Here is a 16,613-nt window from a genome sequence, read left to right as displayed (position 1 = left end):
AAACAGCAAGGCCGGCTTCACATCGAAGAGACGCCGGCTTGCGCAGAGTCAGGCTTGGATGTGCGCGTCGGAATTAGCGCTGGTCAGCAGTTGCCAGCGGATACGGCGGGTCGGATAGGGTGTGGCCACGGCGATTCCCAGCGGTGACAAGCTGTCGCATAGTTTCCGTGGCAGGTGGCGCAGCACGGCATTGCGGTTGCTCTGAGGGAGCAGGCTCAGTGCGTCGGCGGCAACGCGAGGAGAACAAAGCGCCACAGCGCTGGAAAAAGTGGGCAAGCCATAGGTGGCCAGCAAAGCGCGGATTTGTTGCACATTGCGCGACATCAGGGCGGCGCGCAGAGCAAGGGTGAGAGATTGGCGGGTCATGGGAGCTCACTGTCAATGTGGCGATCGAGAGCCCCCTGTGATTAAGCGATCAGAGGTTCTCGAGTGGCAGCCAGGTGGGCAGGGAATGGCAACGCTTGTGCCATGCGGAGGTCTGGAAGATGGAGGTGCACAAGCACCTGTCAGGGCCGGGTTCCATAGCTGTATGTCGTTAGGGTGGAAAGACATCAAGCAGCACTCAAAGGAGAGAGGCCTTTGCTTGAGCAACAGGGGGGATTTTCTGGATTACCCGGTATAGCGTCTAGCCGCCATTGGGAAGGCGCAGCTATACCTTCGTATAGCGTCGATTGCGGCAGAAGGGCGAGGAGGCGCCGCTTTCGATGCGGAATGTGCAGCTGAATCGACCAGCTTTTCCTAGATAGCCGCGAGCCTCACGAAATTGCGCCTCTCAAGCGCTACTGGAAACAGGCCATCCGCAGGCGAATGTCTGCGGATGGGGTTGTAGAACATCTCGACGTAGCTAAAGATTGAACTGCGGGCCTCTTGCCTCTTCGCATAGGTTTGTTTGCGAATGCGTTCACGCTTGAGTAGTTGGAAGAAGATCTTCGCCACGGCGTTGTCGTGGCAATTGCCCCGTCTGCTTGTGCTGGGTTGCAGGTTGTGGCTCGCCCAGAAGCGCTGCCATTCATGACTGGTAAATTGGTAGCCCTGATCGTCGTGTTCGAGCTCGCTCTTAGCGGTGATTGAAGCGCATTGGCCGTTAAGCGGCCGCTGCAGGTCGATTGCCAGCCGGAAGTGACTTACTAGGCAGTGAATTCAATATGCATTCACGGAGTTGCTGGTTCACCTTTGAAGTCCAGAAATCACCGCGAGGATTGCCACAAGTGCCACACGCGGGTGCTCGATGGCTTGCTCATGTACTTGCGGTTTTATTGCACTCCCTGACTCCGAAAGGACTGCAATCGCAGAAGTGACGGTCCCGCCACCAGTCTGAAACATGCGTTCTAAAGCGATTGAGCAGGGCCGCTCTTTCATCAGGCTACAAGCCTTTCGGCGTTCTGGAGCCCAGGCAGTGTTTGCAATGGGCTGAACTGTGACAGCTTCAGACTGCCCCATTGCATTGGCTTGAGCCTCAAGCTGCTGTTCAGCGATTGCAGAGGTGACCCCGACTAAGGAATCAGTCTTTCACCGCCTCATCGGGGGACAGAATATTCTCCCGATACGTAGTGAGCAGCGCTGATAGCTGCTGGTCGTTTCGTGCGAAAGTCCGGCAGTAGACGCAAGTCAGTCGGTGCTGGGTGACCCGAAAACGGTCAATCAAGCGGGCTTCTTGTGCTTGCCCTGACGTGACGTAAAAGATGTATTGCTTGCAGGTCATCATAGTAGAGTCGCATCTCCAAACCATTCCTGGTTCAAGCACAGCTGCATCTGTTTTCGTGCCCGGCTCATGCATTGCCAGTAATCGGTTTTGCTCAAGCCCAGGGTGGAACAGATTTCATCAGCTTCACATTCCAGAAACTCCTTCATGCTGAATACCTGGGCAAGCTTGGGTGGTAAATGATGCATGCAGAGGTCCACCACCGCAAAAAATTGAGCTGTTTGCATCTGCTCATCAGGCCTATGCCAACGTGCCGGAGCGACACCAATCAACCAATGACCGCTCTCATCGAACAAACAAGTGTCAAGAAGATCATGGGGGGATTCTTCACTGTATCTTGCTGCGTCGCGGTAGTGTTTGCGTAGTCGGTCCATGATCTTGTTCCTGAGAATTCCGAACAAGTAGCGTTTTGGTTCCGTGCTTTGCAGCTTCTCGAGGTCAACTTCACATAGCGCAAGCAATGCTTCCTGTACAGCGTCCTCTGCCTCCTCAAGCGGACTCAAGTGCAGGCGAGCAAAACGAAGCATTGGCCCACGGCATTGGTTTATCCATTGCGCCGAATTCATACGGCGCTTTGCGAGGAAGAAGCTCGCTTGTATTCGTCCTGTGTGATGTTGGCTACGGCTCCTGCATGCCCAACATTCAGAGAGAGCCGTCCTGGCCCCTGAGATAGAAAAGTAGATGGCCTCGGCCCTTGCAGAGTTGTCGCCCCTCCCTGACCTGCACTGGCCTGTCGCTCCGCGCCTGTCACAGTGGCCCAGGGCAACGCAGCGATCGCTGTGGTGAATGTAATGGTGATGGTTTTGAGATTGACAGTGATCAAATTTATTTCCTAGAAAATGGAATGCACAAAATGAGTACGAATACCAATTCGTAACTAGATGTGTATTTCTGACATGTCTCGGAAAATTATTTTGAGTCAGTAGCCTTTCGCAGACCTTGTTCAAGGCGCACCTGGAGCCGATACCCCGGGCGCTTGGCCCTGACGGGTGGGCGGCCAAGGCGTATGGTGTTCAACGAGGTCTACAGACCGGCGTTACCGGTCAGAAGCCGCCAGTCGGCCAGAGATTTTCTAAGCCAACCGCTTTAGGCTGATTGCGCTCCTTCAGCCTCTCCAGGCCGATGTCGGTTCCGCCCTGAACGCTGCCGTCGAGGGATTGCTCCCGTGTACATCTAATTGCGCGGCACTCTCCAGGAATTGCTGATCCATGAGCCGGCCGCCGACCCACAAACCCTCTAGCCAGGCAGCGCGACCCTGCATCTAACAGCGCTTCTGGACGAGCTCCGCGTGATCATCCTGTCATAGGGGGCTCGGGCAAGACCGCACAGTTCCAGAACGTGCCCCGTCAGCCGCTGGAGCAGGGTAAGGCCGCCTTTTTTGCGCCTGGAGCACGTTGCCCACGATTTCGACTCGGCGTTCGTTGAGAGAGGCTTTCTGGAAAAGAAAATGCCTCTGTCACTTGGGCAGAGGCATGATGCCGGCCAAATCAGTGACCGCATTCAATGTGAATTATTGGGTGTGAGAATAGGGCGACGTTTGTGCCAGATGGTTGCACGCTGGAAGGCCCAGCCGGCGCGAATCAACAGATCTTCCCCGAAATGCGGAGCGACGAACTGAAACGCAACAGGCGCGCCATCGGATGTCTGACCTCCCGGCAGCGTGATCGTTGGGTTGCCGCTGAGATCGAACGGACAGGTGTAGCGCAGCATGCCGGAAAACAGCTCCGCGTCGTCACCGAAGGTCGCCATGCGTTCGACAGTTTGAGCGGCAAATGCCGTTGTAGGAATCAAAAGAGGATCCACGGATTGGAACAAGGTACGCACGCGTCCAGTGAAGTCAGCGCGTCGCAACCTCAGCTTTTGATATTCGAATGCCTGCAACGCCAGCCCGGTATCAATCAAGCCAGCAAGGCCGGTGCCATACTCGTCGCGGCGGCTGGGGAACGTCGCTTCGTGCGCGACAGCCGTCTCGGTTGCACACAGAGGAACCCAGTCCGCGACGGCCTGGGCCGCATCGGGGAAAGAGACGTGCCGAATCTCGGCACCCAGTGCTTGTACCGTGTGCAGAGCATCTTGCATCACTACTTGGGTGGGGTGGTCGATGCCATCCATGGCCCATGCGGTGTCGATGCCCACGCGCAGTCCCTGGAAGCCTTGCCTCATGAGGGCCAGATAGTTGGGTACCGGGTGATGCGCTGCAGTGGGATCCAAGGAGTCAGCGCCGGCGATGGCGTTCAGGATTGCGGCAGCATCGGCGGCGCTACGCGCCATTGGTCCCGTATGGTCCAAAGAGGCTGCGAGCTCGAACGTCCCATGCCGGCTTACACGGCCCCAAGTGGGCTTGATGCCTGTGACTCCATTGGCTGCTGACGGGAAGCGGATCGAGCCGCCGGTATCCGTGCCTAGCGCGCCGAAACACAGTCCGGCGGCAGTGGCGACACCCGAGCCGCTGGATGACACGCCCGGCCACAACGATGCTCCCCATGGATTCACAGGTGGCAAGATCTGTGGGTGATGATCGGCAAAGGCACCTTCTGTTTGTTGCAGTTTGCCCAGGATCACGGCACCGGCACTGCGCAGTCGGCGCACGACAGTGGCGTCCTCCACGGGCTTGTGGCTCTTGTGAATCGTCATGCCATGCGCGGTCGGAGTGCCTGCTGTCCAAAACAGATCCTTGAGCGCCAAGGGCACGCCATGGAGTGGGCCACGTATCATGCCTGCCGCAATTTCACGATCGGCGATGTCAGCGTCCTTCAAGGCTTGTGCTGTCATAGGGAATGCATAGCTTCGAAGCTGGGGGTCCAGTGCCTCAATGCGCACCTGTAGTTGCTGCGTCACCTCGAGCGAAGATATCGCGCGTGATTGGATTTTTTCACCTACTTCAAGCAGGTCCAAGAAATGAACGTCCGTGTCTTCCATGACAATGCCCCTCATACGGCGAGCGCCGAAAACTGCGGAAAAGCGCAGGGGGAAACCAATCCTGCGATGCCCGCTTCGACCGTAGCAGGAGGTGTTATGAGGCGCTGTTCTGCCAAGGACAGAGGGCTGTGCCTGGAAGGACAACCGGGGCCGGATCCAAAGAGGTGTCTTCAGTGCTTTCGGATCAGCAAGTGCGGTGCGTATCCGTAGGCGCTGCGAAATACGCGACTGAAATGGGAGACATCCGAGAAGCCATGGTCGAATGCCGCATCGGTGACGCTACGCACCCGGCCTTCGGCGAGCGCTTGCTGACTGGCCTCCAGCCGCAAGTTCCAAACCATGCCCATGGCAGTCTGGTTGTGTTTGGCAAAGGCCCGCGTCACGGTCCGTGACGAGACATGTTGAGAGGCAGCAAGCCTGTCGAGTCCCAGGTCGGGATCCTTGAAGTTGCATTGAATATAGTTGACTAGGCGAGCATACAGATCACGCTCGGGAGTCGATTCGCGAGCCACATCGTTCTGGAATTCCAGCGCTATGCCGACCAAGTCCAATAGGGTACTGCCAAATCTTGCGGCCGAAGCGTTATGTGCTGTGCCGAAGTCCACGGCCGCAGCCTGAAGAATCATGGATCGTAATGGGCCTACGCCGGGCTTGGCGCCGTCGAGCGTACGGGCCGTCATGCGCTCGGCATCTGGGAAGCGTTGCAGCAAAGCTTGGCGCGGCAGGCGTATTAGGAAGGCGGCTTTTGACACCAGGCTGAACTCGAAACTTCGGGCGGCGTCATATAACACCATGTCTCCATTGTGAAGGACCGCTTGTCGGTCCTCCTGGCCGACCAGAGCACTGCCTTGGTGTAGGTAGCCAAGCCATATGTCGTCATGCGCCCCTGCTCGAAGGTGGTGTGCTGCGCGGGTCCATTGGTGCCAGGGAGCTGCCATCTCACTGATATCGACTGCGCCGATAGATTGCACGGTGAGGCGAGCATCAAAGGTGCCGGGTTCCAACATGCGGCTTGCCGCCGGGATGCAGTGGCGGCACACGACGTCGTTCCAGTATTCAAAGCGGCGTGCTGGGTCGACTATTCCCGTGGAGTATTGCGTGTTCATGTTTTCGGTCTTTCCCACGACGGCAAGACGACGAGGCCTTGCAGGCGATGAGGCCAAGCATGAGGCGCATGGCTTTTGGCCATTCTTGGTCAAAACGGGACGCACGGGGAGTCATTGCGATCGGGGCTTTCCCGAGAAGGTGCATTGAGGTGTGGAGGCTGACGAAGTGCGTGCCCCTGGGAACTTGCTCCATGGGCGGGACTGGATGTCCTGAGCGAAGGTCGCCGAAATGCGCTTGGTGATTTACCAGATCATGCTGTCGATCGCACAATGCAAGACGCCTTCGATCCAGCCACTTGTGAATGAGTATGTGTCTGTCGCCGGCGAAATAGATGTTCGCTGGATTAAGGCTGTTCTTTTGTTTCTGAGGTACATCATGAAGTTATCGGTGAACGCGCTGTGACGAGGAATTGAAGTTCAGTTGAACGCAGTTGCCGAAATAAGGCGAAATGCTATTGAAAAAGCAATTCTCGCCATCGCCGTTCTATCCACCCAGCGTTTTCGACCATTTCTCACGCAGTTCCCAGTATGGGTCCTACCGGCGTGGTTAGCTTCATCGGTAGACTCACTGCCGAGACATGCTCCGTCAGCGATGCTGGTGCTAGCAGCACTGGCGGTAATCTGAGCTACGACACAGGGGCGGAGGCGGACTAGATCGGTTTCCCTTCTGTGGGCTGCATGTCCAGTCCTGTGGAAGGGCTTTCATGGAGGGCCCACATAGATGACCGCATCTCGTATCCACACCTTGGCTCGACGCGCGCTGCTGGCCCTGATGCTCACGAGCGCTGCCGGCGCATATGCCGATATCTCGCTCAACACCACCCGCGTCATTTTCGACGGCAAGAACAAGGAAGCCAGCCTGATTGTGCGCAATGGCGCCAATCCCGTGCTGATCCAATCCTGGCTGGAAAGCAATACGCCTGACGACAAGGGCGAGCTGCCTTTTGCCATCACCCCCACACTGGCCAGAATGCAGGCCAACAGCCAGCAGCTGCTGCGTGTGCTGTATGCCGGCGGTGCCAACGCCATGCCTTCGGACCGCGAATCGGTGCTGTGGGTCAATGTCCAGGAAATTCCGCAACAGGCGGAATCGGAAAACAGTTTGCAGATCGCGATTCGCCAGCGCATCAAGCTGTTTTACCGCCCCACCGCCCTTCCCGGTACGGCTGCAGAAGCGCCTGCTGCACTGCGTTGGAGCATCGACAGCGCTGACGGCAAGCAGGTATTGAAGGTGCAGAACCCAACGGCGTTCCATGTCTCCACGACAGGCATCGACCTGGGCTCGGGCGTCGACAAGCAGCGCGTCAGCGAGCCCGTGATGATTGCGCCAGGCGAGAGCAAGAGCTTCGCTCTCAAGAGCGCTGCCGCTTCCACTTCGGCGGTGAACTTTACGGCCATCAATGATTACGGCGGCTCCGAGTCGTATCAGGCGCCCATCGGCGGTGCAGCGCCAGCACAGGCAAGCCCGGTCACCGAGCGTAGCCAGAACTAGGCGCCCCGCGCCCACCTGTCGCCAGACCCTACAACCGAAGACTTATGAGTCTGGATCGCCTGAGGCGATTTCAAGCGTTTGATCATGAGCAAACTGAAGTCCAAGGTTCCCTTTGTGCTGTCTTGCGGCAGTACGTCGTTTCGCCTGAACCCGCTGTACCAGATTCTGTTTGGTTCGCTGGGCGTGTTGCTGCCTTATTGGGTCTTTGCACAGAATCAGGTCGATCTGGCGAACCAGGGCGTGATGAAGGGCTTCAGCACGGAATTTCTACAAGGCCTGGGGTCCAACGTCGACGTCAAGACCCTGCTGTCCAGCAGCGAGATCATCGCCGGCAATTACCGCGTGGACCTTTTGGTCAACACGCTGCAGTCCAGCCGCATCGATGTGCTCTTCTCGATGAACGCCAAGACCGGCGAGGTCGAGCCTTGCTTTACCAAGGACATGCTGACCCAGGCCGGCGTGGATATGGCCAAGGTCGACTGGGAGCAGGCTTCTGACCAGGACCCGTCCTGCCTGCGCCTGCCCGAGTTGATTCCGCAGGCTACCGCGCAATTCGATGCTGCGCGCCTGCGCCTGAACCTCAACATTCCCCAGGCCTATATGAGCCAGGGACGTCGTGGCTATGTGGAGCCCTCGCAGTGGAGCAACGGCGTGCCCATGGCATTCGCCAACTACAACTTCAGCACACGCTACACCAATAGTTCGGGAGGTATCGCCGACCAGCGCATCACCAATCTGGGCCTGAACATGGGCGTCAATATCGGCCCCTGGCGTTTCCGCAACAACTCCTACCTCAGCAGCGGCTCGCAGCAGCCGACCCAGTTCCGCAGGCAGAACACCTATGTGCAGCGCGATCTGACCGAGTTGCGCAGCCAGCTCTGGATGGGGGAGACCTACTCCACGTCGCAGCTGTTCGACAGCGTGCGCTTTCGCGGCGTGCAGATGGCCTCCGACGACGCCATGCTGCCCGACAGCATGCAAGGCTATGCGCCCGTGATTCGCGGCAATGCCGAGTCGAACGCGACCATCGAAGTGCGTCAGAACGGCTTCCTGATCTACACCACCAACGTGGCTCCGGGTCCTTTCGAGATCACCGATCTGGCGCCCTCGGGCACGAACGGAAATCTGGAAATCACCGTCATCGAGGCCGACGGCAGGCGCCGCGTGTCCGTCCAGGCATTTTCCAGCCCGCCGCTGATGGTGCGTGAAGGCCGCTTCAAGTACGACGCCACGGTGGGTCAGTATCGCAACAACTACAGCGGCGGCAGCACGCCGGCCTTTGGCAGCACCTCGTTCCTGTACGGCCTGACCAGCAACGTCACGGTGGCAGGCGGCGCGCAGGCGGCCCCGGGCTACCAGATCTTCTCGGCGGGTGCCGGCCTGAATACCGAAGTCGGTGCCTTCTCGCTGGACGCTGCGCATTCTCGCAGCAGCATCAACGGCGACACGAACTCCGGCAGCCGCATGCGCTTCATCTACCGCAAGTTCTTCGAGCAAACGGCCACCCAGGTTTCCTTCTCGGCGCAGGAAAGCCTGAACGAGGGCTTTCGCAATCTGAACGATCATGTCCAGGCCCGGGATTGGGCCAGCGATGCAAGCGGCCAGCGCTTTCGCCCCTTCACGCCCCGTACGCAGCTGAGCATGTACCTGAACCAGAACCTGGGCGTTGGCACCCGCTATGGCAGCGTCTACGCAAGCGCAGCCGCAGGTCGCAACTGGGATGGTGCCAAGACCAGCAGTGTGTCGGCAGGCTATAGCAACACCTGGGGGCCCGCCTCTTTCAACCTGAGTCTTTCGCATTCGCGCAATGTGGCCAGTACCCAGTTTGCAAGCGGCCGCTACAGCGACACCGGGGTCTTCCTGTCCGTCACCTTCCCGCTGGGCAAGGCCGGCAGCAACACGCCCAATATGTACACCAATGTGGGGCATGAGAAGACCGGCACCAATGTGCAGACGGGTATCAGCGGCAGGCTGCCCAGCGATCGCGACATCAGCTACTCGGTGATGGCGCAGCGCGATGCCAACGGCACGGCCGTGGCTTCCGCCTACCTCGGGGCAGCGACCTCGGTGGCGCAGCTCAACGCCGGCTATTCCTATGGCAACCGTTCGAACACCGCGTCGCTGCAGGCCAATGGCTCCATCGTTGCGCACCAGGGCGGTGTCAACTTCGGCCAGCCTGTGGGTGAAACCTTTGCACTCGCTCAGATCGACCCGCCGGTGCCTGATGTTCGCGTGTCCAGCTACAGCGGCGTGGCCACAGGTCGCAATGGTTATGCCATCGTGCCCAACGCGGTTCCGTACCGTGCCAACTGGATTGCAATCGACGGCAAGGGCCTGAGTGCCGACGTCGAGATCGAAGGCGGCATGGAGCAGGTCATCCCGCGCCGCGGTGCGGCCGTGCTGGCCACCTTCAAGAGCGACGAAGGCCGCCGCGTGCAGTTCGAGCTCACCCAGCCCGATGGCTCCCCCATGCCGTTTGGCACGGTTGTCGAAAGCGCCGACGGCACGCGACTCGGCATTACCGACCCTCGCGGCCGTGTGCTGACCATGCTGCAGCCGGAGCAGGCCGAGGGCCAGTTGCGTGTCATCTGGGACGAGCAGGAATGCCGCATCCCTTACGAGCTGCCTGCCAAGGCGGACGGCGAGAACTATCAGCGCATTGCGCTGGCGTGCACCGAGGCAAAGCCTGTGCCGCCCACGCCCCACAAAAACGGAGCCGATAAGGAATTAGATCCATGAAAGAACATTTCCATCTGTTTCCCGTTCTCCCTCGCCGAGCCATGCGCTGGGCTGGGTTTGCCAAGGCCGTGGCCGCATGCGCCGTGACGGCGGGCGCCTTGCATGTGCCCGAAGCCGCTGCGGCCGGCGGCAATCAGTCATGCTCTTCGTCTTCAATGCGGGCTGAGACCTCGTGGAACGTCATGAATAACTTTGCTGGCATTGCGAACGGTGTTTCGATTGCCGATATCACCTTCAGCCAGACCACTACGGCCCTCAATACATTGATCAATTACGCCGTAGAGGCCGTGGTCTTGATGCCTGCAGGTAGCTTAGGACCGTACCAGACCATTCCGCTTTCCACGTTTCCAGGTCTCGGGCTGAGATGGTCGTGGGCCGGTTACGAAGACCTTGGCGGTGCCGCAGTCAACACCAGCATGCTTCGCCCGGTGGGCACAGTCGTCACCAGCAGCGCCATATTTACGAACGCAACGTTCACCTCGACTCCCACCACCAAGACATTCAAGCTCAAGTGGAAGTTCGAGCTGGTCGTGACCGACGTCAGGGCGTATGCCGGCGGCGTCGGCGACTTCAGCCGTGAAAGCAATCTCGGCTCAATGTCGGTCTTGCCCTCTATCAATGACATCACTGCGCCAATCAAGAAGCAGGCATGTTCCCCTGTGCTTTCCGGCTTTCAACAGGCGCTGGGCAAAGGAGGGGTCATTGCGCTGCCCGAGCTGCCCAAGCCTCCGACACCGACCTGCCAGTTTCCGATTTCCACGCTGAATCAGACCGTCACACTCAATGACTCCTCGACCGGCAGCGTGCCTGCCAATGGGGCAGCCCGCACAGAAGGGGCCGCGAGCGAGACGCGTTTCAATATCAATGCGGTCAACTGCGGGGCTAACTCCAATTACGCCATCTACTTCACCGACACCAGCGCGGCCGGAGCGAGCAAGGACTATCTCAACAGCACGTCAGGGGGCGCATTGTCAGGCAAAGTCAATCTCAGACTCTATCAGGGCAGCAATAGCGTGCCCGTGCAGTTTGGCCCGGCGCCTACGGGTAGCAGTCTGCCGGCCAACCCTCCCGGCGTGACCAATAGCGGCACCCAGGCGGGCTCGAGTTTTGTGCACGATTTTTATGCGCAGTATGTCCGGGCACCGGGTGTGACCGGTACCCTGCCGGCAGGAACGATGGGGGCGCAGACTACCGTCACGGTGGTGTATCCCTGACCGGCTTGAGCCGTGGAAAACCGGGACCCGGAATTCGCCAGGGCCTATGGAAAGTGCTTCGACCCCCATGCCGCGGTGTCGGTGCGTTTTCAGGATGGCGGGTATATTCCGGGCTCGGCCATTGTGGAGCTATGGCTGGCAGGTGGTCCTGCTGCACGAGCGCCCGCATTTCTCGGTGCAGGCTCCGCAGCCGGGCCAGGTCTTCGAGTTCTGGAACGTGACGGGAGTCTCTGAAATGCGGAATTCTCCTTATGCGCGGCTTGCTGCCTGATGTTCTGGCGAAGAAGCCTGATGCCGGTCGAGACCGGATTCGTGCAGCGGCTTTTCGGCACTGCGCTGGATGAGTTGCTGCCCGGCATGCGTCTGCATGTGCGGCGTCTGGGTGATACCCGGCGTGCGCTGTCCCTGGGTGGCGGGCGCATCTATCTGCAGCGCAGCTTTTTTGAGCAGGCTGACCCGCATCGGCCGCTGCGGCTTGCCCACCCTGGGGTGGCAGGCGTCTTCGCCCATGAGCTGTTGCATCAGTGGCAGCGCTTGCAAGGCCGGGCAGTGACATGGGAGGCGTTCGGCCTGCATCTGCGCGCGGCATGCCTGCGGCGCGATCCCTATCACTATCAGGCCTGTGCAGATCCGCAGCAGATGCTGCAGTGCTTTCTGGACGCAAGTGTGGAGCAGCAGGGGCAGATCTGGCAGGACTATGTTCAGGCCCTGATGCAGGGCCAGCCGCTGGCCTGCATGTGCCTGATTGCCGAGCATGTGCTCCAGGCTCAAGCTGGCCAATCCAGGTCGGGCCAAGCCAGCAAAGGCTAGGTAGCCGGGTTGAGTGCGGCTATCAGATCGTGCTCGTCCACATCGCGCGCCGCGCCGAAGCCGGCGACATGCCTGCCGGCTTGCGGCGTGATGCAGACAAAGCGAAAGTCGCCCAGCGCCGTCATGGGCTCGGCTTCGGGAAAGCGCGCCAGATAGCTGGCACGGGCGCCTTGCCACAGAGCGCTGTCGCGCGGCGGAGTGGATGCCACGCCCTGGATGCTGATGCGCTCCAGCGCATGCACGGCTTGCTCCGCCGATTCGAGCCTGCTGATCAGCAGGCTGACGGCGGGATGCCGCTCCATGGCCTGGGTGTGGCTGGCCAGCGCACTGACATGCAGTACCAGACAGCTGAAATCGCCACTCCAGGCCCAGGGCACCAGAGACAGCCCCGGGGCCGGAAGATATCCGGGCGCCGAAGAGCTGGCCTGTGGCTGCACGGCCAGGGCGGCGGTGCGCTGGCTGGCGAGTAGGTGGCGCAGCGACTGCTGCAGGCGTGATTCATGAGGCATTGGTGCATGGTAAGCCAGAGCGCTAGGCTGGGTCAGGGCGAGCCGTGCCAGGCCGCACCAGCCGTCACCTGAGTGACCGGCTCTTGGGGGCATTCCGGATGCCGGGCCGTGTCGGCAGGCCTAGTCTTGCGAACTGATTAGTCCACCCGGACTATGTATACGCTTTTCGGATTGCCTGACTCATGCCCGCTCATCACCAGTTTTGGCCCAATCGGCTGCCATATTCCATCACCGTTCCAGCAACCAGCGTCTGGGATAACCTGGCCGTCAATGCCAGGCGCTATCCGGACAAGGCCGCGCTGGTGTTTCTGGGTCGCACCACGACCTATAAGCAGCTGTGCGAGGGGACGGAGCGCATGGCCGCCTATCTGCATGGCCTGGGCGTGAAAAAAGGCGACCGCGTCATCGTGCTGATGCAGAACAGCTCGCAGCTGGTGCTGGCGCATTACGCCATCTTTCGCGCCAATGCGGTGGTGGTGCCGGTCAATCCCATGAATACGGCAGAGGAGCTCAAGCACTACATCACGGACTCGGGTGCCAAGGTGGCCATTACCACGGCCGATCTGGCGCCGGAACTGGCCAAGGCCAGCAATGCCCTGGAGCCCACCGAGGCGCTGCAGCACTTGCTGGTGACACGGTTCACCGACGGCTTTGATGCCGATGTGCAGGGGCCGGATGCGCCGCCCGAAGCCTGGCGCAACTGGCTGCTGGGCGAGCGCGAGCCTGCCAGCCTGAACCACGGCCAGGTCCATGCATGGACGCAGGCACTGGCCTGCAGCGAGCCGCCGCCGCCGCATACAGCGGGTCGTGACGATCTGGCCCTGCTGCCCTATACCAGCGGCACCACAGGCCATCCCAAGGGCTGCATGCATCTGCATCGCAGCATCAACCACAACGCCGTCTCCGGCGCGATGTGGGGCACGGGCACCAGCGAGAACGTGGTGCTCGCCGTCGTGCCCATGTTTCACATCACGGGCATGGTGTCCGTGCTGCATAGTGCCATCTACATGGGTGCGACGCTGATCATCATGCCGCGCTGGGAGCGTGAACTGGCAGGGCGCCTGATCTCCCACCATCAGGTCACAAGCTGGACCAATATCCCGACCATGGTGATCGATCTGCTGGCCAGTCCCAACTTCGCGTCCTTTGACCTGTCCAGCCTCAAATACATCGGCGGCGGCGGTGCCGCCATGCCCCAGGCCGTGGCCCAGCGGCTGCTCGAGCAGTACGGGCTGCGCTTCTGTGAAGGCTATGGACTGACCGAAACCGCCGCACCCTCGCACAGCAATCCGCCCGACCATCCCAAGCAGCAATGCCTGGGCATCCCCTTCATGAGCACCGATGCACGCGTGATCAGCCCCGACACGCTGGAAGAGGTGGCGCAGGGAGAGCAGGGTGAGATCGTGGTCCATGGGCCCGAGGTGTTCGAGGGCTACTGGCAGCGTCCCGAGGCGACCGAGCAAAGCTTTATGGAGCTGGATGGCAAGCGCTTTTTCCGCACCGGCGATCTGGGGCGTGTGGATGAGGAGGGCTATTTCTTCATCACCGACCGGCTCAAGCGCATGATCAATGCCAGCGGCTTCAAGGTCTGGCCGGCCGAGGTGGAGTCGCTGATGTTCCGCCACCCCGGGATTCAGGAAGCCTGCGTGATTTCCGCCAAGGATGCCTATCGCGGCGAAACCGTGAAGGCCGTGGTCGTGTTGCGCGCCGGTCATGAGGCCACGACAGCAGAGCAGATCATCCAGTGGTGCCACGACAATATGGCGGTCTACAAGGCACCGCGTCTGGTGCAGTTCGTGACGGCCTTGCCCAAGAGCGGCAGCGGCAAGGTGATGTGGCGAATGCTGCAGGAGCAGGAAGCTGCAGTCTGAATACCTGAGAAGGGGAGTGGCGGAAAGCAGCTGGAGTCGAACCAACCCGGGAGCGGCTGACGCCCCCCACCGGGTTTGAAGCCCGGCCGCGCCACCGGGCACGATTGCCTTCCTTTGGGTCAAGAGTGGCAGCTGCCACTCTTGTAGAAGATAGGACTGCGATTGTAGCCAGCAATCCGGCACTTGATGGCAAACCGCACGACAAGGCCTCATGCCCCGCTATTCTGATTTGATAGCTTGTTGCGCAGGCTCCATAAGGAACCTGGGCTGATTTCTATCTGCTTTCCTTGCAGGATCAGCGCTGCGTGCTATTCCAATGCACATCTGGGCGCAGCAGATGGACGTCGCGCACGCGGCGCGTGTAGCCGGTGCGGTCGAAGAATTCGAGAATCTGGATGGCGCGCTTGCGGCCCAGACCGGTGGCGTCGCGGAATGCGCTGGCTTCCACTTCGCCCTTGGCGTGCCTGCCGGCGATGTCGGCAACCAGGGCGGCTAGTTCATCCATGCGCGCCGGTGCATAGAACAAGTCCTTGACGACCTGAAACAGCTGGCCCTGGCGCGAGAGCTTTTTGAGCAGCTGGCGCACCAGTTCTTCGCCTGCGGCATGGTCGCGCGCCAGATCGCGCACCCAGGGCGGGTCAAAGCGGCCTGCCGCGATGGCGGGCAGCAGTTTTTCGGCCAGCGTCTGCTCGGCACTGCTCAGTTGCACGCTGTGCTGCGGCAAATGCAGCCAGGCGCCGGTGCTGGCCAGCTTCTGACTGCTAAGCAGGGCATCGACCAGGCCCTGATAGAGCGCGTCGTAGCTGTTTTGCTGCAGGCCGGGCAGGGCCATGCGCCTCAGCCGCGCTGCGTTGACGCCGGGTTCGTCGGGCGATTTTTCATGAAAGCGCGCCAGGCTGTCGATGAGTTGGTTCTGCAGCAACTGCCAGCGCTGCAGGCCCAGCACCATGGCATCGCCGCCTGCAATGGGCAACTGGATGGTGTCGGCCAGGCTGGCCTCGGGGAAGGCATGGCCGCTCAGACGCACCAGCTGCGAGCGCGCAATGCCGTGCGGGGCCTGTGCGATCAGCGGCCTGAAGTCGCTGCGGGCTATGAGCTGCTCCATGGCGTCGAGGTAGGCCATGCGCTCTGCGCTGCGGCGCTTGCGGCTAGGTGCATAGGGGTCGAGCACCATGCCGCCGGCGATGGTGCGGCTGGCCTGGGCGTTGCGCAGGATCAGGCGGTCGCCGGGCAGTGCGAAGACCGGCGCATCCAGCACCAGCTGCACGCGGGCTTCGGTGCCGGGCTCTATGGCCTGGTCCTGCAGCAAGGCCACATGGCCGGTGGTGCGCCTGGTGCCCAGATGCACATGGACGGGCGTCCACTGGGCCAGCGAGGGCGCTTCGCTGAGCAGGTGCAGATGAATGTCGAGGCGGTCCGTGGCCTGCAGCAGGCGCGGGTCCATGATCCAGTCGCCGCGTTCGATCTCGTCCTTGCCTATGCCTGCCAGATTCAGTGCGCAGCGCTGGCCGGCGACGCCGCTGTCGCTGCTCTGGTTCTGGGCATGAATGCTGCGCACGCGCACGGTCCGGCCGCTGGCCGAGTGTGCCAGCGTGTCGCCCACCCGTACCTGGCCATTGAAGACCGTGCCCGTGACCACCGTGCCCTGGCCCGGCAGCGTGAAGACACGGTCCACGGCGAGCCGGAACAGGCCGTCCCGGGGGCGCGCCTGCATCATCTGGGCCTGCACCTGCAGGTGTTCGCGCAGGGCCTGTACGCCGGCATTGCCGGGTTCTGCGGCATTGGTCTCGAAGATGGGGCTGTCGGCCAGAGCAGTGACGCCGAGAATGGCGTTGATTTCCCGGTGCACGTCGACAATGCGCTGCGGCAGCACGCGATCGACCTTGGTCAGCGCCACGCTGCCGCGCCTGACACCCAGCAGCTGCAGAATTTCCAGATGCTCTATGGTCTGGGGCATGACGCCGTCGTCGGCAGCCACGACCAGCAGGGCGTGGTCAATGCCCACGGCACCGGCGGCCATGGTGTGGACGAATTTCTCGTGGCCCGGCACGTCGATGATGCCCAGCACATCGCCATTGGGCAGCGGGCTGTAGGCATAGCCGAGTTCTATGGAGATGCCGCGGGCTTTCTCTTCCTTGAGGCGATCGGTTTCCACGCCCGTGAGCGCACGCACCAGCGTGGTTTTGCCGTGGTCGATATGGCCTGCGGTTCCGATGATCATGGTGTGCTTATGGTTTTGATAGCTGCTAGC

11 protein-coding genes, 1 tRNA gene and 1 pseudogene are annotated in these 16,613 nt (G+C 60.8%); 5 read left to right on the top strand and 8 right to left on the bottom strand.

What is annotated here, in order from left to right; all coding sequences use genetic code 11:
- Nucleotides 1–48: 48 nt before the first annotated feature.
- From ACLBXN_RS10065 to ACLBXN_RS10045, 5 genes and pseudogenes are all read right to left on the bottom strand, one after another.
- Nucleotides 49–366 carry a hypothetical protein gene (locus ACLBXN_RS10065; RefSeq protein ID WP_447612023.1) on the bottom strand — a complete coding sequence of 106 codons (318 nt, stop codon included), beginning with the start codon at nucleotides 364–366 and terminating at the stop codon, nucleotides 49–51.
- Between the two features lie 372 nt (nucleotides 367–738).
- Nucleotides 739–1,050 (bottom strand): annotated as a pseudogene (locus tag ACLBXN_RS10060) (IS3 family transposase); the annotation flags it as partial.
- Between the two features lie 651 nt (nucleotides 1,051–1,701).
- Nucleotides 1,702–2,268, bottom strand: a complete 567-nt coding sequence (locus tag ACLBXN_RS10055) for a sigma-70 family RNA polymerase sigma factor (protein ID WP_447612022.1) — start codon at nucleotides 2,266–2,268, stop codon at nucleotides 1,702–1,704.
- A 934-nt stretch (nucleotides 2,269–3,202) separates the two neighbouring features.
- Nucleotides 3,203–4,621 (bottom strand): amidase, encoded by a 1,419-nt coding sequence (locus tag ACLBXN_RS10050; protein WP_447612021.1) that lies wholly within the window; start codon nucleotides 4,619–4,621, stop codon nucleotides 3,203–3,205.
- A 170-nt stretch (nucleotides 4,622–4,791) separates the two neighbouring features.
- Entirely contained in the window at nucleotides 4,792–5,727 is a 936-nt protein-coding gene (locus ACLBXN_RS10045; protein ID WP_447612020.1) for an AraC-like ligand-binding domain-containing protein, read from the bottom strand.
- Nucleotides 5,728–6,448: 721 nt separating this feature from the next.
- Here ACLBXN_RS10045 and ACLBXN_RS10040 point away from each other — a divergent pair.
- The 4 genes from ACLBXN_RS10040 to ACLBXN_RS10025 all read left to right on the top strand — a co-directional run bounded on the left by ACLBXN_RS10040 (nucleotide 6,449) and on the right by ACLBXN_RS10025 (nucleotide 11,982).
- Nucleotides 6,449–7,219: a fimbrial biogenesis chaperone gene (locus ACLBXN_RS10040; protein WP_447612019.1), complete on the top strand. Its 771-nt coding sequence runs from the start codon at nucleotides 6,449–6,451 to the stop codon at nucleotides 7,217–7,219.
- An 84-nt stretch (nucleotides 7,220–7,303) separates the two neighbouring features.
- Nucleotides 7,304–9,958, top strand: a complete 2,655-nt coding sequence (locus ACLBXN_RS10035) for a fimbria/pilus outer membrane usher protein (RefSeq protein WP_447612018.1) — start codon at nucleotides 7,304–7,306, stop codon at nucleotides 9,956–9,958.
- A complete protein-coding gene (locus ACLBXN_RS10030; RefSeq protein ID WP_447612017.1) occupies nucleotides 9,955–11,172 on the top strand; it encodes a fimbrial protein in 1,218 nt (405 codons plus the stop codon). Before ACLBXN_RS10035 ends, ACLBXN_RS10030 begins: the two co-directional genes overlap by 4 nt.
- Nucleotides 11,173–11,463: 291 nt before the next feature.
- The gene (locus tag ACLBXN_RS10025) at nucleotides 11,464–11,982 is read left to right on the top strand and encodes a hypothetical protein (protein WP_447612016.1); all 519 of its coding nucleotides are present in this window, start codon (nucleotides 11,464–11,466) and stop codon (nucleotides 11,980–11,982) included.
- On the opposite strand, the gene ACLBXN_RS10020 is transcribed toward ACLBXN_RS10025, so the two are convergent.
- On the bottom strand, nucleotides 11,979–12,491 hold the full coding sequence (locus ACLBXN_RS10020) for a pyridoxamine 5'-phosphate oxidase (RefSeq protein ID WP_447612015.1): 513 nt from the start codon (nucleotides 12,489–12,491) through the stop codon (nucleotides 11,979–11,981). The genes ACLBXN_RS10025 and ACLBXN_RS10020 overlap by 4 nt on opposite strands.
- 182 nt (nucleotides 12,492–12,673) lie before the next feature.
- On the opposite strand from ACLBXN_RS10020, the gene ACLBXN_RS10015 reads away from it, so the two are divergent.
- Nucleotides 12,674–14,362: a long-chain fatty acid--CoA ligase gene (locus tag ACLBXN_RS10015; protein WP_447612014.1), complete on the top strand. Its 1,689-nt coding sequence runs from the start codon at nucleotides 12,674–12,676 to the stop codon at nucleotides 14,360–14,362.
- A gap of 17 nt (nucleotides 14,363–14,379) precedes the next feature.
- Here the strand turns inward: ACLBXN_RS10015 and ACLBXN_RS10010 are convergent.
- Together ACLBXN_RS10010 and selB are read right to left on the bottom strand one after the other, a co-directional pair.
- Nucleotides 14,380–14,475 (bottom strand) — tRNA-Sec (locus tag ACLBXN_RS10010).
- Between the two features lie 182 nt (nucleotides 14,476–14,657).
- Entirely contained in the window at nucleotides 14,658–16,583 is a 1,926-nt protein-coding gene (selB, locus tag ACLBXN_RS10005) for a selenocysteine-specific translation elongation factor (protein WP_447612013.1), read from the bottom strand.
- Between the last annotated feature and the right edge of the window lie 30 nt (nucleotides 16,584–16,613).

This window comes from Comamonas sp. C24C (assembly GCF_053345995.1).
The sequence above is the reverse complement of the archived record's forward strand: the minus strand, read 5'-3'. Positions and strand labels throughout refer to the sequence as shown.